16 protein-coding genes are annotated in these 18,302 nt (G+C 71.4%); 13 read left to right on the top strand and 3 right to left on the bottom strand.

Features of this window, described 5'->3' with window-relative positions; translation table 11 throughout:
• Positions 1 to 486 precede the first annotated feature (486 nt).
• Together cysQ and I3V78_RS19900 are read right to left on the bottom strand one after the other, a co-directional pair.
• A complete protein-coding gene (gene cysQ / locus I3V78_RS19895; protein ID WP_338023680.1) occupies positions 487 to 1,284 on the bottom strand; it encodes a 3'(2'),5'-bisphosphate nucleotidase CysQ in 798 nt (265 codons plus the stop codon).
• Positions 1,281 to 1,493, bottom strand: coding sequence for a hypothetical protein (locus I3V78_RS19900; protein ID WP_204490038.1), 213 nt, complete (start codon positions 1,491 to 1,493; stop codon positions 1,281 to 1,283). The genes cysQ and I3V78_RS19900 overlap by 4 nt, the downstream gene beginning before the upstream one ends.
• Positions 1,494 to 1,612: 119 nt before the next feature.
• Here I3V78_RS19900 and I3V78_RS19905 point away from each other — a divergent pair, with 119 nt between their 5' ends.
• The 7 genes from I3V78_RS19905 (at position 1,613) to I3V78_RS19935 (ending at position 11,199) form a co-directional block, all read left to right on the top strand.
• Positions 1,613 to 2,218 (top strand): hypothetical protein, encoded by a 606-nt coding sequence (locus I3V78_RS19905; protein ID WP_204490039.1) that lies wholly within the window; start codon positions 1,613 to 1,615, stop codon positions 2,216 to 2,218.
• A 47-nt stretch (positions 2,219 to 2,265) separates the two neighbouring features.
• Positions 2,266 to 2,781, top strand: coding sequence for an FHA domain-containing protein (locus tag I3V78_RS19910; RefSeq protein WP_204490040.1), 516 nt, complete (start codon positions 2,266 to 2,268; stop codon positions 2,779 to 2,781).
• Between the two features lie 140 nt (positions 2,782 to 2,921).
• The gene (locus tag I3V78_RS19915) at positions 2,922 to 4,124 is read left to right on the top strand and encodes a cyclic nucleotide-binding domain-containing protein (protein ID WP_239578081.1); all 1,203 of its coding nucleotides are present in this window, start codon (positions 2,922 to 2,924) and stop codon (positions 4,122 to 4,124) included.
• A 114-nt stretch (positions 4,125 to 4,238) separates the two neighbouring features.
• Entirely contained in the window at positions 4,239 to 7,208 is a 2,970-nt protein-coding gene (locus I3V78_RS19920; RefSeq protein WP_204490041.1) for a carboxypeptidase regulatory-like domain-containing protein, read from the top strand.
• 18 nt (positions 7,209 to 7,226) lie between these two features.
• Positions 7,227 to 9,572 carry an adenylate/guanylate cyclase domain-containing protein gene (locus I3V78_RS19925; RefSeq protein WP_204490042.1) on the top strand — a complete coding sequence of 782 codons (2,346 nt, stop codon included), beginning with the start codon at positions 7,227 to 7,229 and terminating at the stop codon, positions 9,570 to 9,572.
• Positions 9,573 to 9,574: 2 nt separating this feature from the next.
• Entirely contained in the window at positions 9,575 to 10,153 is a 579-nt protein-coding gene (locus tag I3V78_RS19930; RefSeq protein ID WP_204490043.1) for an SH3 domain-containing protein, read from the top strand.
• The gene (locus tag I3V78_RS19935) at positions 10,150 to 11,199 is read left to right on the top strand and encodes a M48 family metallopeptidase (protein ID WP_204490044.1); all 1,050 of its coding nucleotides are present in this window, start codon (positions 10,150 to 10,152) and stop codon (positions 11,197 to 11,199) included. Before I3V78_RS19930 ends, I3V78_RS19935 begins: the two co-directional genes overlap by 4 nt.
• 16 nt (positions 11,200 to 11,215) lie before the next feature.
• Here the strand turns inward: I3V78_RS19935 and I3V78_RS19940 are convergent, their stop codons facing one another.
• Entirely contained in the window at positions 11,216 to 11,668 is a 453-nt protein-coding gene (locus tag I3V78_RS19940; RefSeq protein WP_204490045.1) for a hypothetical protein, read from the bottom strand.
• 149 nt (positions 11,669 to 11,817) lie between these two features.
• On the opposite strand from I3V78_RS19940, the gene coaBC reads away from it, so the two are divergent.
• The 6 genes from coaBC (at position 11,818) to I3V78_RS19970 (ending at position 18,302) form a co-directional block, all read left to right on the top strand.
• On the top strand, positions 11,818 to 13,041 hold the full coding sequence (gene coaBC, locus I3V78_RS19945) for a bifunctional phosphopantothenoylcysteine decarboxylase/phosphopantothenate--cysteine ligase CoaBC (protein WP_204490046.1): 1,224 nt from the start codon (positions 11,818 to 11,820) through the stop codon (positions 13,039 to 13,041).
• Between the two features lie 120 nt (positions 13,042 to 13,161).
• The gene (locus I3V78_RS19950) at positions 13,162 to 14,046 is read left to right on the top strand and encodes a uracil-DNA glycosylase family protein (protein WP_204496719.1); all 885 of its coding nucleotides are present in this window, start codon (positions 13,162 to 13,164) and stop codon (positions 14,044 to 14,046) included.
• A gap of 27 nt (positions 14,047 to 14,073) precedes the next feature.
• Positions 14,074 to 15,081: an alpha/beta hydrolase-fold protein gene (locus tag I3V78_RS19955; protein WP_204490047.1), complete on the top strand. Its 1,008-nt coding sequence runs from the start codon at positions 14,074 to 14,076 to the stop codon at positions 15,079 to 15,081.
• Positions 15,082 to 15,222: 141 nt separating this feature from the next.
• Complete coding sequence (kdd, locus tag I3V78_RS19960; protein ID WP_204490048.1) at positions 15,223 to 16,254, top strand: L-erythro-3,5-diaminohexanoate dehydrogenase; 1,032 nt, start codon at positions 15,223 to 15,225, stop codon at positions 16,252 to 16,254.
• A 12-nt stretch (positions 16,255 to 16,266) separates the two neighbouring features.
• Positions 16,267 to 17,817, top strand: coding sequence for a lysine 5,6-aminomutase subunit alpha (gene kamD, locus I3V78_RS19965; RefSeq protein WP_204490049.1), 1,551 nt, complete (start codon positions 16,267 to 16,269; stop codon positions 17,815 to 17,817).
• Positions 17,817 to 18,302, top strand: coding sequence for a hypothetical protein (locus tag I3V78_RS19970; RefSeq protein WP_204490050.1), 486 nt, complete (start codon positions 17,817 to 17,819; stop codon positions 18,300 to 18,302). Before kamD ends, I3V78_RS19970 begins: the two co-directional genes overlap by 1 nt.

Consider the following 18,302-nt stretch of genomic DNA (forward strand, 5'->3'; position numbering starts at 1 on the left):
AAACCGAGTTCCCCGCAAGAGCGTCTAGTGTACCAGCACGCCATGTCCGGGCAGCCCATGAACGTGGTGGCGCACAACTAGGGCTGTCTCATCACCGACAACGCCGTCGAGCAGAGCAAGGAGCGCGTGATCCAGGAAGGCATGCCTCCGGAAGAGGCCGAGCGTCGGCTGGGTGTCATCAACGTGGAGACCTACGGGCGCCGCGTCCCCTGGCTACGAGAGCGAACCGCGCGACCAGCACTACGCCCATAAGGGCGACGGGGTTGCGGGGGGCCACGGGCGTGGGCAATCCGGTCGTCGCGAAAAATCAGTGATCGAATACAAACCCGGTCACCGTCCGACAGTCGCCGCCCAACGCCGAGAACCCGAACGACCCGCGCAGCATGCGCAACTACGTCCGGTCCATGCCGTATACACCTCGCTAGGTGTGGAGGGAGCCGCAGAAAACGGGGTTGCGTCGCTCGTGGCACATGCTTGACACGCGGCTCACGCCAGCAGGGCGAGCCAGTCCTGGCGCGGGTCGCCGAAGGCGAGGAAGGACGGGTTGGTGAGCACGTCCTTGTTGTAGGCCAGCCGCTGCCCCGCGGTGTCCGTCACGGCGCCGCCCGCGGCCTCCAGCACGGCCTGCGCCGCGGCGGTGTCCCACTCGCTGGTGGGCTGGAAGCGGGGGTAGAAGTCCGCCCGGCCCTCGGCGATGAGGCAGAACTTGAGCGAGCTGCCGAGGCTGGCGGTGCTCGCCGTGGGCAGGCGCGCGAGCAGGGCCTCCACGCGCGGGCCCGCGTGATCCCGGCTGGCCACCACCACGAGCCGTTCCGGATCGGCGGGGCGGGTGCGCAGCGCCACCGGCGGCTGGCCGGGCTCAAGCCGGAACGCGCCCGGGCCCCGGGCGCCCCAGTACGTCACCCCGGACACGGGCACGTGCACCACGCCCAGCACGGGCTCGCTGCCGGAGATGAGGGCGATGTTCACGGTGAACTCCCCGCTGCCCTTGATGAACTCCTTGGTGCCATCGAGCGGGTCCACCAGCCAGAAGGTGGGCCACCGCCGCCGCTCGGCGAACGCCCCCGCGTCCGATTCCTCGGACAGCACGGGGAGGGCGGGGGTGAGCCGCTGGAGGGCCTCGACGATCAACGTGTGGGCGGCGCGATCCGCGGCCGTGACCGGCGAGTCGTCCGCCTTGCGCTCCACGGCGAGCGGCGCGCGATGGAAGGGCAGGGTGGTGCGTCCAGCCTCCCGCGCCACCTCGCACACGGCGCCCACGAGCGCCGCGTCCGCCTGACTCACGAGGCGCGCGACAGCGTGCGGCGGCCTATTCCATCCTCCGCGTCGTCCGACTCGTAATAGAGGGTCGCCCCTCCCTCGTCGTAGACGACCAGCACGCGCTCGCTGTGGCCCAACAATCCCGTGGCGGCGGCCTCCGCCTTGCGGATCAGGGTATCGCCGCGGGGGGCGCGCTTCTTGGTGTTGCCTGTACGTGCTGACGCACTGGGCATGCGGGGGACGACTCCTTGAGCCCTCCCATACGGAGAGGGAGCCCGGAGACATAGCCAAGGGAGGACTTCGTTGACAAGCGCTTGACACATGCCGCCTGGAAACGAGGTAAGGGAGCGTCATGATCCGTCGTCTCGCCGCCTGCCTGGTGTTCACCGGGTGTCTGTGCACCGAGGTCTGGGCGCAAACCCCCGCCCGTCGCACCCCCGCCGAGTCCTCCGTGCCCATGTGGCTGCCCCGGGGCGCCTTCCTCGGAACGTCCCTGGGCCAGGGGGCCGTGGTGCCCGAGGCGCGGCTGCAGTGGCAGTTGGACTTCTTCCACCACTTCGAGGACACACTCGCGGTGCTGATCGAGCCCACCGTGCGCCACGCCGTCTCCTGGCCGGCCCGCTTCGAGGAGGCCCCGGGGACGCTGACCTCCCTGCGGGCCTATTCACTGCTGTTCGCGGTGGGCTACACCAGCCAGCAGCGCTCGGGGTGGCAGTGGGGGTTCCAACTGGGCACCGGCCCCATGTGGTACACGGCCCGCATGACGGGCAGCACCAAGACCCGGGAGTCCTACTGGGTGGGCCAGTTGGATGGGCGCGCGCGGATCGGCTACCGCTTCGGTTCCATTGGACTGGGCGCGGCGGTGGGCTATGGTGATCCCTACAACTACAAGCGGGCCAGCTTGTCGCGGCCGTACCTCGGCGGGTTGCAGCTCGGGGTGTACGCGGATTGGCGCTAGACGCCTCTGGACCCCATCCCCCGGGTCGGGTGAAGTGTGTACTGACGATGGTCGAGCTCCTCAGTCTCCATATCGGCCGCTTCCACAAGGAGCGGGCGGAGTACGAGCGGTCGCTGCCTCCAGCGGTGCTGGTGTTCATGCCGCCCTCGGTGGTGACTCCGGCGGTGGGGGACGCGGAGGAGCGGCATCCGTTCCGGACCCTCACCAGCGTGGTGACGCCCATGCTCGGGGTGGGCGAGCCGCTGGTTTTCCCAGTCACCAAGAATCAAGAAAACGCGTTCGGCCGGGGCATCACCGTGGGGCGCACCGGCAACAACGACGTGGTGCTGGACGACGCGACGGTGTCGCGCTTCCACGCCTGGTTCCAGCGGGAGCCGGACGGGGGCTACGTGGTGACGGACGCGGGCTCGAAGAATGGCTCGTTCGTGGCGGGGGTGCGACTGGTGCCCCGGCGCGCGACGGCGCTGGCCGATGGGACGCGGCTGCGCTTCGGGCAGGTGGAGGTGACGTTCTACCTCTCCAGTGGATTCACGAAGGTGCTCGCGCGGCGGCCAGGACCGTGAGCTTGTCAAGCCGTGCCACGGCTTCGTAACGTGGGGTTTCCCCTCGACAGAGGGAGCAGGGAGCGTTCGCGGTGCCATTGACGACAGAGGCGTTCGGCCTGACGGATGTGGGCCGGAAGCGGCAGCACAACGAAGATGCGATGCTCGTGGATGCACCGCTCGGCCTGTTCATCGTGGCCGACGGCATGGGCGGTCACGCGGCCGGCGAGGTGGCGAGCTCCCGCGCCACCGAGGTGGTGCGCCAGCACATGGTGTCCAACCGCCACCTGCTCAAGGACCTGAGCACCAACACCAGCCAGGACGCGCGCAACGCGGCCCAGGCGCTCATGGAGGTGGCCATCCAGCGCGCCTGCGCGGACATCTTCCGCATGGCGCTCTCGGACCCCTCCAAGCGCGGCATGGGCACCACGTTCGTGTGCCTGGCGGTGAGCGGCAACAAGGGCGTCATCGGGCACGTGGGCGACTCGCGCATCTACCTGGTGCGCCACGGCCAGTGCCACCGCCTCACCGAGGATCACACGCTCGTGGCCGCCCAGCTCAAGGCGGGCACCATCACCAAGGAGCAGGCGGCCACCTCCCAGTACCGCAACGTCATCACCCGCGCGGTGGGCATCCAGGAGTCCGTCCAGGTCGACACGCTCATCGTGGACCTGTTCCCGGGCGACCTGTTCCTGCTGTGCTCGGACGGCCTGCACGGCTATCTGGATGACGACGAGGTGCTGCCACTCGTGCAGGGCTCCTCCCCGGTGGAGCTGCCCAAGCGCTTCGTGGACCTGGCCAACGAGCGCGGCGGCAAGGACAACATCACCGCCGTGGTGGTGAAGGTGTCCGGCGAGGGCACGCTCGAGGCGGAGACGAGCGAGGCGCAGAGCCGCATGGAGGCGCTGCGCAAGATTCCGCTCTTCCGCCACCTCACCTACAAGGAGCAGACGGCGGTGCTGTCCATCGCCACCACGCGCACCTTCCCTGCGGGGCGGGAGATCGTCGTGGAGGGGCAGCCGGGCGAGGAGCTCTTCGTGGTCATCCGCGGCCGGGTGGTCATCGAGAAGAGCGGGGTGGAGATCGCCGAGCTGCGGCCCGGCGGGCACTTCGGCGAGATGGGCCTCATCGACAACGCCCCTCGCTCGGCCACCGTGCGAGCGGTCGAGCCCACGCGCACCATGGTCATCTCCCGCTCGGACCTGATGGGCCTGATGAAGCGCGAGTCCATCCTCGCGGTGAAGATGCTCTGGAGCTTCGTGCAGGTGCTGTCCGACCGTCTGCGGGCCACCAACTCCGAGCTGAGCGAGGCCCGGCAGGAGCTGGCGGTGGCGCAGGCCATCCAGCCCTTCGCCGAGGAGTAGCACCCCCCTCCCGCCGGACGCCCCGAGCGTCCGGCGGAGGACGGGCGGAATGAATGCGCGGAAATGGCGGTTGGCAGCCCGGTCGCGGGGTTAGTGTCCCGCGCCAGACCCTCCATGCGCAAATGGCTCGTGATCGCGGTGGCGTCCTTCCTGGTGTTCATCGCCGGGGCCGTGTTGTGGCCGGTGTCTCCGGCGCAGGCTCCCGCCGTGGTCCGGGAGCCCGCGGCGCGGGTGCTGCCCTCCTTTGAATCCGTGGAGGTGTCCTCGGGCCGCGCCGAGGGGCTGACGCTCACCGGGCGCGTGTTGGACCCGGCGGGTCGGCCCGTGGCGGACGCGGAGGTGTCGCTCGCGGCGAGCGCCCAGAAGACGCTCACGTCGGTGCGCTGCGACGAGTGCGGCCTGGCGCTGCTGGCGTGCCCCGCGCGCGAGAGCGCCCTGCATGCGTGGGACTTCTTCGAGCAGGCCCATGGCTTCCTGCACGCCAAGGCCAGCGTGCGCACGGACGCGCAGGGGCGCTTCCGCTTCGAGCACCTGGCGGGGGTGTCCTTCTCCGTGTGGGCGCGCGCCGAGGGGTTTGGCGCCGCCATGCGCGAGCGCGCCGCCCCGGGAGAGCCGGTGGAGCTGTTCCTGCCCGCGCCCCGGAGCATCTCCGGCCAGGTGGTGGACGAGTCGGGCCGGGGCCTGGCGGGCGCGCGCGTGCACGCCGTGTCGCGCAAGGTGCCCCTGCCGTCCGAGGCCGTGACGGGTCCGGATGGCTCCTTTGTCCTGTCGGGCCTCGGCGAGGGGCCCTTCTATGTCCTGGCGTCCGCCCCGGGGTTCCTGCCCACGGTGGAGCCCCAGGTGGAGGCGGGCGCGCGGGTGCTCCGCATGCGCCTGGAGCCCTCGCGCACGCTGGAGGTGCGCGTCACCCGCCAGGGCCAGCCCGCCTCGGCCCGGGTGCGGCTCAAGGCGGACCATCTCCTGCGGGAAGCCCAGGCGGAGCGGGGCGTGGTGCGCTTCGAGTCGCTGTACCCGGACGCGCTCGTGGTGTCGGCCGAGTCGGGGGCGTGGGGCGCCGCGCCGCGCGCCGTGACGCTGAGCGAGCGGCTCACCCAGGTGACGCTCGAGCTGGAGGAGGCGGGCGCGCTGCTCGTCACCGTGGTGGACGAGGCCGGACAGCCCGTGCCCGCGCCCCAGCTGGTGCTGCGCACCGCCCGGGGCAATGACGTCATCCAGGCGCAGAAGGCCTCCACGGGGGCGCTCGTCCAGTTCGGGCCGCTCGCCCTGGGCGACTACGTGCTGGAGGGCCGCGCCCCGGGCTTCCAGGACGCGCAGCTGCCCGCCCGCATCAAGCCCGGCGAGACGACCCTGGAGCTGGAGATGGTCCGCGCCACCGTCATCGCCGGCCACGTGTTGGATCAATACGGCCGGCCCGCGCCCAACGTGTCCGTGCTCGTGCAGCCCACCGGGGAATCCGTGCTGGCGGACGGCGAGGGCCACTTCGCCGTGTCCGTGCCCTCTCCGGGCCTGTACTCGCTGCACGCGCACCACTCCGAGTGGGGCGGCGGGCAGGTGAAGGTCACCGCGCCCACCGAGGACGCGAAGCTGGAGCTGGAGCCCCGCGCCTCGCTCGAGGTGACGGTGACGTCCGAGGGCCGCCGGGTGGAGGGCGCCGACGTGGTGTTGTGGGTGGAGGGCGATGGCATCTTCCGCAGCGACTCCTCCTCGGGCTCCGATGGTCTGGTGCCCATGCGGGGCCTGCCCCCGGGCACCTACGCGATGGTGGCCATGCACCCGGACTACCAGCCCTCGGAGCGGCGCACGGTGGAGGTGCTCGACGGGCAGACCCAGAAGGTGACGGTCTCGCTGGATGCCGGCAAGGCCCTGCGCGGCGAGGTGGTGGACACCCAGGGCCAGCCCGTGGCGGGGGCCTCGGTCTCCGTGCTGCCGCGCACGAGCGCGGCGGTGACGACGGACGCCCAGGGCCGCTTCGAGGTGCGCGCGCTCAAGCCGGACAGGCCCTACCTGGTGGAGGCGCGCCACGCGAGCTACGACCAGCCGGAGCGGGTGCAGGGCACGGCCGGCGGCGAGTCCGTGCGGGTGGTGCTCAAGGCCCGCGAGCTGTACCGGGGCCGGGTGGTGAGCCGGGACGGAGGGCCGGTGCGGCGCTTCCGCGTGGATGAGCACGAGGTGACGAGCGCGGATGGCCGCTTCGAGCTGCCGCTGTCCGCCGCGGGCGACCGCCTCATCGTCTCCGTGGAGGCCGCGGGCTTCGAGCCCCTGATGGTGGACAAGCCGGCGCGGCCCACGGAGCTGGGAGAGCTGGTGCTGGATCGGGCGCCGGTGGTGACGGGGCTCGTGCGCGAGGAGGGTGGGGGGCCGGTGGCGGACGCGGTGGTGGGCTGTGATGCGTGCGAGGACTCGGTGATGACGGGGCCGGACGGGCGCTTCTCGCTGCCCAGCCCCTCGTTCGTGTCGAAGTTCAACGTGTCGGCGCGCAAGGGCCGGCTGAGCGCCTCGGTGTCGGCCGCCCGCGAGGAGGGCCGCGCGCTGGAGCTGGTGCTCAAGCGCGCCACGCGCCTGTCGGGCGTGGTGTACCAGGCCAACGGCACGCCCGCCGCGGGCGTGCAGGTGGAGGGCGTCAACGCGGACCGCAGCGAGCCCTTGAGCTTCGTCACCGGGCCGGATGGGCGCTACGGCGTGGACGTGGCCCCGGGCAGCTACCGCTTCGCGATGGGCGGCCGGGACTTCGCCGGTGAGCCCGCCCTGCTCGTCCAGGTGGGTGAGTCCGAGCAGCACCTGGACTTCGGCCCCGCGCCGGGCACGTCCTCGTTGACGGTGCGCTTCGCGCAGGTCGAGCGGGGCAAGGCCCTGTGGGTCATCGCCGGGGACGTGAGCGGGGTGAAGGATCCGCCCCGGGAGCTGATGCGGGCGCGCTACGGACAGTTGCTCTACCAACCTCGTGGCGACCGCCTCACGCTCCAGGGCTTTCCTCCCGGGCGCTACACCGTCATCTGGTCCAACTTCCACGCGGACGCGGAGCAGGGGACCCTGGTGCGCACGGTGCAGTTGCCCACCTCGGCGGACGTGGTGCTCGGGCCTTGAGGTGCTAGCGTCGGCGGGATGCGGAAGCCCTTCCTCCGCGTCCACGCCCTGCGGCTGCGCAACTCCTGGAAGCTCATCCTCGGAGTGACGCTGTTGGCCACCGTGGGCGCGGCCCTGTGCCAGCACTACGACCTGCTGCGCATACACGACGCGGAGCTCACCGCGTACGACAACGGCCTGACCCTCTTCACCCGGGGCCGCCCTCGCTCGAGCGAGGTGGTGCTCGTCGGCATCGACGACGCGACGCTCCAGGGCATCCGGGACAACCCCCACTACACGCGCAACTTCGGCGTCTACCCGTACTCGCGCAACCTGTGGGCCCTCGTCTTCGAGCACCTGACGGACCTGGGCGCGCGCGCCATCGTGTTCGACGGCGTCATGGACGAGCGGGGCTCGGACGAGGGGAACGACGCGGCGCTCGCCCAGGTGGTGGAGACGCGCGGCATCCCCTTCACCCTCGGCTTCAGCGTCAACGCGGGCCAGCCCTCCCTGCCTGGCGTGACGCCCGCCAACCGCCTGCCGGGAGACGCGGTGCCGCCAGCGCCGGAGGACCTCTCCGCGGATCCCTTCGCCGCGACGGACGACACGCCCCTGGCGCCGCCCCCCGACGAGGTGGCCCGGGCCCTCGCCTTTCCCGTGCGGCACGAGGGGCTCGCGCTGCCCGTGCTGGCGCATGATCCGCGGGATGGCGGACCCCGGCGTGCCCTCCACCCGGTGCCCCCGCTGCCGGCCCTGCTGCGGGTCACCCCGGGCTTCGGGCTCGTGGCCATGGAGGCGGATGGCGATGGTCGCCTGCGCCGCACCCGCTTCGCCTACGCGGAGGGCGCCAACACCTACGTCACGCTGGCGGTGGCGGCGGCGGCGGACCTGCTCGGCGCCCAGCGGGTGGAGCTCTCCCCGGGGCGGCTGCGGGTGGGCGACCGGGAGCTGCCCGTCAACCCGGATGGCAGCGCGGAGCTGGACTTCGGCGGCCGCTGGGAGGAGCGCTTCCAGGCGGTGAGCGTCTACGCGGTGCTGGAGGACTGGGCGCGCCGGGAAGCACACCGCGAGCGGGGCACGCCCCTGGTCCCCGTGATCGCCGAGGACACCTTCCGGGGCAAGGTGGTCGTCGTGGGCGGACTCGCCGTGGGCACGGCCGACGTGAAGGCCACGCCCTTCCAGAGCGAGGCGCCGGGACTCGTCAAGCACGCGGTGGCGCTGGAGGCGCTGCTGGCCGGACGCTTCATCACCGAGGCGCCCTTCTGGGTGTCTCTCTTGCTCACCGCCGGGGTGGCGCTCTTCTCCGTGGCCCTGCTCACGCTCCTGCGGGTGCCCGCGCTGGAGATCCTCTGGCCCCTGGCGCTCTACTTCGGCTTCTTCCTGGTGCCCGGCGTGTGCCTCACGCGCGGCGTCCACGTGCTCAGCGCCATGCCCCTGTACGCGGGCGAGTTCGCCTGCCTGTCCGCGGTGGCCTTCAACCACATGTTCGCCAACCGCGAGCGCGAGCGGCTGCGCGAGTCCTTCAACCGCTTTCTGGACAAGACGCTGGTGGATCAGCTCGTCGAGCAGCAGCGGCTGCCCTCGCTGGAGGGCGAGACGCGGGAGATCACCGCCTTCTTCTCCGACATCCGGGGCTTCTCCTCGTTCAGCGAGCGCTTCAAGGCGGATCCCAAGGCGCTGGTGGCGCTGCTCAACCGCTACCTCACGCGCGTGAGCGCCGTGCTCATGGAGCACGGGGCCTGCCTGGACAAGTACATCGGCGATGCCGTGGTGTGCCTCTTCGGCGCGCCCCTGACCATGAGCGACCACGCCGTGCGCGCCTGCCACGCGGCGCTCGCCGTGCGCTCCGCGGTGGACGCCCTGCGCGTGGAGCTGCGGCGCGAGGGCCTGCCGGACGTCTACACGCGCATGGGGCTCAACTCGGCGGAGATGTTCGTGGGCAACTTCGGCAGCGAGTACCTGCTCGACTACACCGCCATCGGCGACGGCATGAACCTGGCGGCCCGGCTCGAGGGCGCCAACAAGGCCTATGACACCGTCATCCTCATCGGGCCGCGCACGTACGCGCTCGCGCACGCGCACATCGAGGCGCGCGAGCTGGACCGGGTGCGGGTGGCGGGCAAGGCCGAGGTGGTGACCGTGTACGAGCTGCTCGCGCGCAAGGGCGAGCTGTCCGCCGCGCGCGGCGCCACCGTGGCGCGCTATGCCCGGGCGCTCGCGCTCTACCGCGAGGCGCGCTTCGCCGAGGCCATCCCCCTCCTCGAGGACGCGCTCGGGGCGGACGCGGAGGACGGGCCGAGCCGGCTGCTGCTCGGGCGGTGCCAACACTACGTCGAGAATCCCCCCGCCATGCCCTTCGAGGGCGTGACGAACCTGGAGAAGTGAGCATGAGCCACCCCCGACTCGTCACCCTGTTGACGACGGTGGGCGTCACCCTCGCGGTGGCCGCCCCCGAGCCCCCGGCCTCCGTGTTGTACGTCAAGGCCAAGAACACCCACCTCAAGGCGTCGAGCCAGCCCTCCGCGCGCACGCTCGACATCCTCCAGCCGGGCCACTCCGTGACGTACCTCGGGCGCGAGGGCACCACGCCCTGGCACAAGGTGACCTCGCGCAGCTCCCAGGGAACGTTCACGGGCGTCATCTACCAGGCCAACCTGAGCTCCTCGCCGCCGTCCCTGGAGGTGCTCAGCGCGCACCCCGACAAGCCCATCTCCCCCACGGCCTTCGCGTCCTCGGGCGCGGCCGTCAAGGCGCTCGGGCCGGGCGCCATCGCCTACGGCCAGTCCCTGTCCCGTCCCGAGAGCGTGGCCCAGCTCGAGGCCCTGGAGAAGGTCGCCGAGCGGCTGCGGGACGATGACGTGGCGAAGTACGCCCGCGCGGGCGGCCTGCCCGAGGTGATGGGCACGTCCAAGCTGGAGGCCCGCGCCGCGACGAGCAAGGGCAAGACCCCGGGAGGCACGCGATGAAGCGCCCACTCCTGTTGTCCGCGGGCTGCCTGCTCCTGTGTGGCTTCGGCTCCTGTTCCCGCTACATCGAGAACAAGCAGGCGGCGAGGGCCGTGGAGGCGTCCAAGAAGGCCGAGTGCCAGACGCTCGATGACCGGGCCATCGGCTGGGAAGAGGAGCGGGCCCTGGGCGGCGCGGTGGGCGTCCACTGGGTGAGCGATGGCGGCGGGCTCACGACCCATCCGGACCAGAAGGCGCTGCACCTGCAGCTCAACAAGATCGGCCGCAACCTGGCGGCGCAGTCCAGCCGGCCCACGCTGCCGTGGGTGTTCGGCGTGCTCCAGTCCGAGGGCGTCAACGCGGTGAGTGGACCCGGCGGCTATGTCTTCGTGACCGAGGGGCTGCTCGCGCGGCTGGACGACGAGGCCCAGCTCGCGGGCGTGCTCGCCCATGAGATTTCCCACATCACGCGCAAGCACGCCTTGAACGAGTACCAGCGGTACCTCAAGGACGAGTGCGTCCGGGCCGCCGAGTCCGAGGGCTGGCGCGCGGAGCAGGCCCTGGCGAGCGAGGGCTTCGCCTACGCGGGGCAGCACGTGGGGAGCACGGCGAGCGCGGTCCTGGAGAAGCTGTCCTGGGGTCAATGGGGAGAGGTGATCGCGCAGGTCACCCGCTCGGCGGTGCGCTCGCTCAACATCGACCAGGTGAGCGACGCCATCGTCCGCAAGCTCATGAAGGGCTTCCTCGACGCGATGACGGACAAGGGCCTGTCCGAGGCGGACGAGTACGCCGCGGATCTGGACGCGGTGGAGCTGATGGCGGCCGCGGGCTACTCGCCCGACGCGTACCTGACCTTCCTGACGAAGCTGCCCGACAAGGGCCTCTTCACGCCCCATCCGAGCAAGAAGAAGCGGCGCGAGCGGCTGGCCGCGCACCTGGAGCGCCTGCGCCAGGCGGAGCGCGACCACCCCACCGGCTTCGGCTCGTCCGTGGTGCTGTCGAACACGGCCCTCATCCCCCTGCGGGACGAGCTGCGCGCGCGGCAGCCGGGCGCCGCGGCGCCCTGAGCCGCCCAGGCCCCCGTCAGGACGCGGACAGCCCCGCGGGCGCGAAGTGCTGGCGGACCCGCTCGGCGGCCTCGTCGTGCTTCGCCTCGCGCATGTGGTGGAGGACGAAGGCCACCGCGGCGTCCATGTCCGACACGGCCGTGTGCGGCATGGGCGGGGGCATGAGGTGGAAGACGAGGCTCATGGACAGGCGCAGCGGGGCCGAGGTCACCAGGATGGCGTTGCAGCGCACGTACTGGCGCATCCGGACCTGCTGTCCGCGCATCCAATCCGCCAGCTGACGGCACTGCGGGAGCGGGGGAATGCCCGCGTGGCGCACGTCCGAGATGCTGAAGTACGGCTCGCCGCGATCCAGGAAGGACGCGGAGCGCTCGAGGAAGTGCACGTACTGCGCGCTCGTCATCACCCCGGAGATCCGCATGATGACCAGGGGCCAGGAGGAGTCGTCGAAGGTGAGGGTGGCGCTCATGACCGCCTCGCACCATACCCCCGACCTCCGCCACCGCGGGGAGGGGCGCTCGGATCCTGACTGCGCGTGTGGGGCGACGCGCCCTTTTTCGCGAGCGCGGGGACACGTCGGGGTTGCGAGGCTGGACCCTGGCGCATAAGGAACCGACCATGGACGCTTCGCTATTGCAGGGGCGCCGGGTGATCGTCGGCGTGGGCGGCGGCATCGCGGCGTACAAGGCGTGTGAGCTGGTGCGGGAATTGGGCCGGGCGGGCGCCGAGGTGCGCGTGGCGATGACCGAGGCCGCCCAGCAGTTCGTCACGCCGCTGACCTTCCAGGCGCTCTGTGGGCACCCGGTGCTCACCAACTACTTCGACCCCGCCCAGGAGGGGAACTTCGGGCACCTGGACCTGGCGCGCTGGGGCGAGGCGTTCGTGGTGGCGCCGGCCACGGCGGACCTGCTCGCGCGCATCCGCGTGGGCCTGGGCGGCGACGCGGTGACGACCTCGCTGCTGGCCTTCCGGGGCCCGGTGGTGCTCGCGCCCGCGATGAACGTGGCCATGTGGGACAACGAGCGGACCCAGGAGAACCTCGCGGCCCTGCTCGCCACGCCTCGCTTCCACGCGGTGGGGCCGGGGGCGGGCCTGCTCGCGTGCGGCGACGTGGGCGCGGGGCGGCTCGCCGAGGTGCGGGACATCGTCACGGCCACCGCGCGCCTGTTCGCTCCGGGCGTGCTCGCGGGCCGGCGCGTGCTCATCACCGCCGGGCCCACGCGCGAGTACCTGGATCCGGTGCGCTTCATCTCCAATCCCTCGACGGGGAAGATGGGGCTGGCGCTGGCGGAGGCGGCGCGGGACGCGGGCGCGCGCGTGACGGTGGTGCTCGGCCCGGTGGGGGAGGGCACGCGGCGGGGGCTGGAGGTGGTGGACGTGGTGAGCGCCGAGGACATGGCGCGCGAGGTGCTCGCCCGGGTGGCGGACGTGGACCTCTTCATCGCCTCGGCGGCGGTGAGTGACTGGCGGCCCGAGGTCCGCTCCGAGCACAAGGTGAAGAAGTCCGAGGGGCCCGAGGCCCTGACGCTGGTGCGCACCCCGGACGTGCTCGCCGAGGCGTCGCGCCGGGTCTCGGGACTCGCCCGCCGGCCCGCGCTGGTGGGCTTCGCCGCGGAGACGCAGCGCGTGGTGGAGTACGCACGGGGCAAGCTCGAGCGCAAGGGGCTGGACGTCATCGTGGCCAACGACGTCTCGGCGCCGGGCGCGGGCTTCGGCACGGACACCAACCAGGTGACGGTGCTCACGCGGGACGGGCAGGAGCGCGCCCTGGGCGGCACCAAGCGCGAGGTGGCGCGCGAACTGCTGCGCTCCTTCCTGGCGTACCTCCCCGCTGTCCCCTGAGCCCCACACGGCGCGTGGGGGCGCGCGATAGTGGCGCCGTGGCGGGCACTGGGGTAAGCGTACGGGCGGCCTACCCGTCAGGCCGTTGAATCCCTTCCTCCGCCCCCGTACACCCTACCCATCGTGAGCGAAGCCCCCGAAACCTCGCAGGCGTTGAGCGAAGTGCTGGAGGATCTGCGCCGCCACCTCCTCTGGCAGGAGGAGGACGGAGGGCGGTTCCTGCAGATGGATGCCCGTCTGGCCGCCGAGGCGCGTGCCGCCCGGTTGCGCGCGCCCGCCGCCGCGGCGCCGGCTCCGGTCGCCGCGAGGCCCGCGCCTGTCGCGGCGCCGACTCCAGTCGCCGCCAGACCCGCGCCGCCGCGCGCGCTGGCGCCTCCCGTGGTCGCGCCCGCCCCCGTGCCGGTGATCCTCACGCCCGACGCGCTGTCCGGGGGCGATCGGCCCACGCTGGACGAGGTCCGCCGCGAGCTGGGCGACTGCCGCCGGTGCAAGCTGTGCACGGGGCGCAAGAACATCGTCTTCGGCACGGGCAACCCGCGCGCCGAGCTCGTCTTCGTGGGCGAGGGTCCGGGCGAGAGCGAGGACCTGCAGGGCGTGCCCTTCGTGGGAGCGGCGGGCCAGCTGCTCACGAAGATGATCGAGGCGATGGGCTATCGCCGCGACGACATCTACATCTGCAACGTGGTGAAGTGCCGCCCGCCGGGCAACCGCAACCCCGAGCCCGACGAGGTGGCCGCGTGCGAGCCGTTCCTGCGCGCGCAGCTCAAGGCCATCCAGCCCAAGGCCATCGTGGCGCTGGGCAAGTTCGCCGCCCAGACGCTGCTGCGCGACACGACGCCCATCACCCGGCTGCGCGGCACGTGGCGTGAATACGAGGGCATCCAGCTGATGCCCACCTTCCACCCGGCGTACTTGCTCCGCCAACCCGCGGAGAAGCGCAAGGCGTGGGAGGATCTGCAACAGGTGATGAAGTTCTTCGGCAAGCCCACCGGCCCCCGCGGCTGACGCTGGGCCCCGGTGGAGGGGAGTGACATGAAGGGCATCCTCGAGACGCAGGTGGTGGCCTCGCCGGCGCTGGAGTCCAACCCGCTGGGGGATTCTTCCCGGCGCGCACTGACGGTGTACCTGCCGCCCGGCTACGCGGAGGGCACGGCGCGCTACCCGGCGGTGTATTTCCTCAACGCCTTCTCCAACAGCGGCAAGTCGTGGACGAACTTCTCGGCGTTCTCGCTGAGTGTCCCCGAGCGCCTGGACGCCCTCATCGCGGCGGGGACGATTCCGCCCGTCATCGGCGTGTTCCCGGACGGCTGGACGGCGCTGGGCGGCAGTCAGTGGGTGAACAGCGACGCCATCGGCCGCTACCGCGACTTCCTGGCCAAGGACGTGGTGGGCCACGTGGATCGCACCTTCCGCACGCTGCCCAAGGCGCTCGCGCGCGCGGTGGTGGGGCACAGCTCCGGCGGCTACGGCGCCCTGGTGATGGGCCGCTACCACCCGGAGCTCTTCGGGCACCTGAGCGCCCAGTCGCCCGACGCCTACTTCGAGTACTGCTACCTGCCGGACCTGCCCAAGGCCGCCGCCGCGCTGCTCAAGGCGGGGGGCGTGGAGGCCTGGTACAAGGACTTCCTGCGCCGCTCGCGGGAGACGAAGGCCAAGGGCGAGGACTTCTCCGTCATCAACATCCTGGCCATGGCGGCCGCCTACTCGCCCAAGAAAGGTGAGCCGCTCAACCTCGAGCTGCCCTTCGACGCGCAGACGGGCAAGCTGCGCCTGGAGGTGTGGAACCGCTGGCTCGTGCACGACCCGGTGCGCTTCGTGCCCAAGTTCGTGGACGCGTTTCGCAAGATGAAGACCGTGTTCATCGACTGCGGCTCGCGCGACGAGTTCAACCTGCGCTGGGGCGCGCGCATGCTGGCCGAGGACCTCAAGAACGGCGGCGTGGAGCTCACGCACGAGGAGTTCGAGGACGGCCACACGGGCGTCAACTACCGCTTCGAGCGCTCGCTGGCGGTGATTGGCCCCCGGCTCGCGACCGAGTAGGGCGCCACCCGGAAGGCGCTGGCATGACGCGGGGCGTCTGACGAAGCCCCTGGCGCTCCCGCGTGGGCCCGGGTAGAGGCTTGTCCGTGCATTCTCACGGGCGGGAGATGCTCCCGCTCGTGGCCACGGAAGGGGCCTGCCATGAGTCGCGACCACTACGGGCTGTCCCGTGTCGTGGGGGAGAAGGGAGTGCTGCCCCAGCGGGCGCGCACGCTGGACCCTTCACTGCCCTGCCGGGACGCCGAGGTTCTCATCGATGTGGAGAGCCTCAACATCGATGCCGCCTCCTTCAAGCAGATCAAGGACGAGGTGGGGGCGGACCCCGAGCGCATCGCCGCGCGGGTGCGGGAGATCGTCCGCGAGCGCGGCAAGATGCAGAACCCGGTGACGGGCTCGGGCGGCATGCTGATTGGCCGGGTGCGCGAGGTGGGCGCCGGTCACCCCGCCCACGGCACGCTCCAGCCCGGCGAGCGCATCGCCACGCTGGTGAGCCTGAGCCTCACGCCCCTGCGCATCGACGAGGTGCGGGCCGTGCATCCGGCGATCGATCGGGTGGACATCCGGGGCCAGGCGCTGCTGTTCGCCACGGGCCTCTACGCGAAGCTGCCCGAGGACATGCCCGACACGCTGGCCCTCGCGGCCCTGGACGTGTGTGGCGCGCCCGCCCTGGTGGCGCGCTGGGTGCGCCCCGGCATGACCGTGGCCGTGCTGGGGGCGGGCAAGAGCGGCGCCTTGTGCCTCGCCCAGGCCCGCCGGGACTTGAAGGGCCAGGGTCGGCTGCTCGCCCTGGACATCTCCGGACAGGCGCTCGACACCCTGAAGGGTCTGGGCCTGTGTGACGCGACGCTCCAGGTGGATGCCACGCGCGCGGTGGAGGTGATGGAGGCCGTGGCCGGCGCCACCCAGGGCGCGCTGTGCGACCTGGTGGTCAACTGCGCCTCGGTGGGCAACACGGAGATGGCGTCCATCCTCAGTGTGAAGGACGGGGGCACCGTCATCTTCTTCTCCATGGCCACCAGCTTCACCGCGGCGGCGCTCGGGGCGGAGGGCGTGGGCAAGGACGTCACCATGCTCGTGGGCAACGGGTACGTGCCGGGGCACGCCCAGCTCACCCTGGATCTGTTGCGCGCGGAGCCCGCCCTGCGCCGTCTCTTCGAAACGCGTTACGTATAGTAAGGTGACAACATGCCGGGTCCGTTCATCGAAGACGCGCAGGTGGCTCACGCGCGCAAGATGGCGCTAGACATCACCGAGCCCATCTTCGACCTCATCCGCCGCAACACCACCGTCTCCATCGAGCGCACCGTGCTGCGCTTCTTCGGCGTCTCCGACGCGGGGCCGGGTGGGGTGCCGCTCGCCAACCTCATGGTGGACCGCCTGCAGCAGGCGGGCGTGCTCAACCGGGGCGTGGCCTACTGGTATGGCCGGGCCCTGCACATGGGGGCGCGTAGTCCGCTGGAAGCCGTGGAGCGGCTGACGGCCATGCCCCTGGAGAAGCTCGGCCCCCTGTCCCCCGAGGTGGAGCACAACCTGCGCGAGGAAGTCCGGGCCGAGGCCCAGGGCGCCATGGACGAGCTCACCTCGCGCATCGCCCAGCGCGACGCCCTGCGCCAGGAGCTGGGTCAGGGCCAGGCACCCCACAAGTACGTCATCGTGGCCACGGGCAACATCTACGACGACGTGGACCAGGCGCGCGCGGCGGCGCAGGCGGGCGCGGACATCATCGCCGTCATCCGCTCCACGGCGCAGTCGCTGCTGGACTACGTGCCCCACGGCGCCACCACCGAGGGCTACGGCGGCACCTACGCCACCCAGGAGAACTTCCGCATCATGCGCGAGGCCCTGGACGACGAGAGCCGCAAGCTCAAGCGCTACATCCAGCTGACCAACTACTCCTCGGGCCTGTGCATGGCGGAGATCGCCTTCGCCGCGGCCTACGAGCGGCTGGACATGCTGCTCAACGACGCGATGTACGGAATCCTCTTCCGCGACATCAACATGCGGCGCACGTTCATCGATCAGTACTTCAGCCGCCGCATCTGCGCCCTGGCCGGCATCATCATCAACACCGGCGAGGACAACTACATCACCACGGCGGACGCCTACGACGCGGCGCACACCGTCATCGCCAGCCAGTTCATCAACGAGAGCTTCGCCAAGCGCGCGGGGCTCAAGGACTGGCAGCTGGGCATCGGCCATTCGTACGAGATCGATCCGCACCGCCCGGAGACGCTGCTCCTGGAGCTGTCGCAGGCCATGCTCGTGCGCCGCTGCTTCCCGGACGCGCCGCTCAAGTACATGCCGCCCACCAAGCACAAGGAGACGGACATCTTCTTCAGCCACGCGTACGACGTGATGGCGGATCTGGTGGCGGTGTGGACGCGCCAGGGCATCCAGCTGTTGGGCATGATGACCGAGGCCATGCACACGCCCCTGCTCGCCGACCGCTACGTGGCGCTCAAGGCCGCCAGCTACATCCACCGGGCGGCGCGCGGCATCGACGAGGAGTTCACCGTGCGCGAGGACGGCCGCATCGCCAACCGCGCGCGCGAGGTGTTCGCCAAGGCCATGGAGCTGCTCGAGGAGTGCCACCGCGACGGCATGGTGGCGGCGATCGGCCGCGGCCACTTCGGCGACGTGAAGCGCACGGAGACCGGCGGCAAGGGCCTGGATGGCGTGCTGGAGAAGGCCCCGGATTATTTCAACCCATTCCAGGACATGCTGGAGGCACGGTGATGCTTGGCTCATTGGTGGTGGCGCTTCTCGCGGCGGGTGAGCCGACGGCGGAGCTCGCGAAGCGCGAGGTGAAGACGCTCACGCTCAACCTGCCCGAGGACTGGGCGCGCTCCGAGGCGGACGGCACCCTGCGCTTCGCGGACCCCTCGGGCGACGCCTACGTGCTGGTGGACGTGGGCGCGGTGCAGACCGCGGGCATGAAGCCCCAGGTGTGCCTGGACAAGATCCTCTCCGCCATGGGCGGCGAGCCGGGCTGGAAGTCGCTCAAGCTGGGCAAGTCCCCGGCGGCGCGCCGCGTGGACTCGGACACCACGCCGGATGGCGCCGAGTCCGTGCGCACCGTCACTTACGTGGGCTGCGACGGCAAGACGACCTGGTCGCTCGTGTTCCACATGGACCAGAAGCAGCAGGAGCGCTTCGAGCCCCTCGCGGAGAAGGTGGCCCAGAGCGTCGCGTACGCCAAGGCCCCCAGGAAGGGGAAGTAG

It is taken from the genome of Archangium primigenium (assembly GCF_016904885.1).
Classification (GTDB): domain Bacteria; phylum Myxococcota; class Myxococcia; order Myxococcales; family Myxococcaceae; genus Cystobacter; species Cystobacter primigenius.

Coding starts and splice junctions, on each gene's coding strand:
- I3V78_RS19905 (WP_204490039.1), top strand. CDS start 1,613: ATGATCCGTCGTCTCGCCGCCTGCCTGGTGTTCACCGGGTGTCTGTGC.
- I3V78_RS19940 (WP_204490045.1), bottom strand. CDS start 11,668: ATGAGCGCCACCCTCACCTTCGACGACTCCTCCTGGCCCCTGGTCATC.
- I3V78_RS19920 (WP_204490041.1), top strand. CDS start 4,239: ATGCGCAAATGGCTCGTGATCGCGGTGGCGTCCTTCCTGGTGTTCATC.
- I3V78_RS19970 (WP_204490050.1), top strand. CDS start 17,817: ATGCTTGGCTCATTGGTGGTGGCGCTTCTCGCGGCGGGTGAGCCGACG.
- I3V78_RS19935 (WP_204490044.1), top strand. CDS start 10,150: ATGAAGCGCCCACTCCTGTTGTCCGCGGGCTGCCTGCTCCTGTGTGGC.
- kdd (WP_204490048.1), top strand. CDS start 15,223: ATGAGTCGCGACCACTACGGGCTGTCCCGTGTCGTGGGGGAGAAGGGA.
- I3V78_RS19955 (WP_204490047.1), top strand. CDS start 14,074: ATGAAGGGCATCCTCGAGACGCAGGTGGTGGCCTCGCCGGCGCTGGAG.
- I3V78_RS19925 (WP_204490042.1), top strand. CDS start 7,227: ATGCGGAAGCCCTTCCTCCGCGTCCACGCCCTGCGGCTGCGCAACTCC.
- I3V78_RS19910 (WP_204490040.1), top strand. CDS start 2,266: ATGGTCGAGCTCCTCAGTCTCCATATCGGCCGCTTCCACAAGGAGCGG.
- I3V78_RS19915 (WP_239578081.1), top strand. CDS start 2,922: ATGCTCGTGGATGCACCGCTCGGCCTGTTCATCGTGGCCGACGGCATG.
- coaBC (WP_204490046.1), top strand. CDS start 11,818: ATGGACGCTTCGCTATTGCAGGGGCGCCGGGTGATCGTCGGCGTGGGC.
- kamD (WP_204490049.1), top strand. CDS start 16,267: ATGCCGGGTCCGTTCATCGAAGACGCGCAGGTGGCTCACGCGCGCAAG.
- I3V78_RS19900 (WP_204490038.1), bottom strand. CDS start 1,493: ATGCCCAGTGCGTCAGCACGTACAGGCAACACCAAGAAGCGCGCCCCC.
- I3V78_RS19930 (WP_204490043.1), top strand. CDS start 9,575: ATGAGCCACCCCCGACTCGTCACCCTGTTGACGACGGTGGGCGTCACC.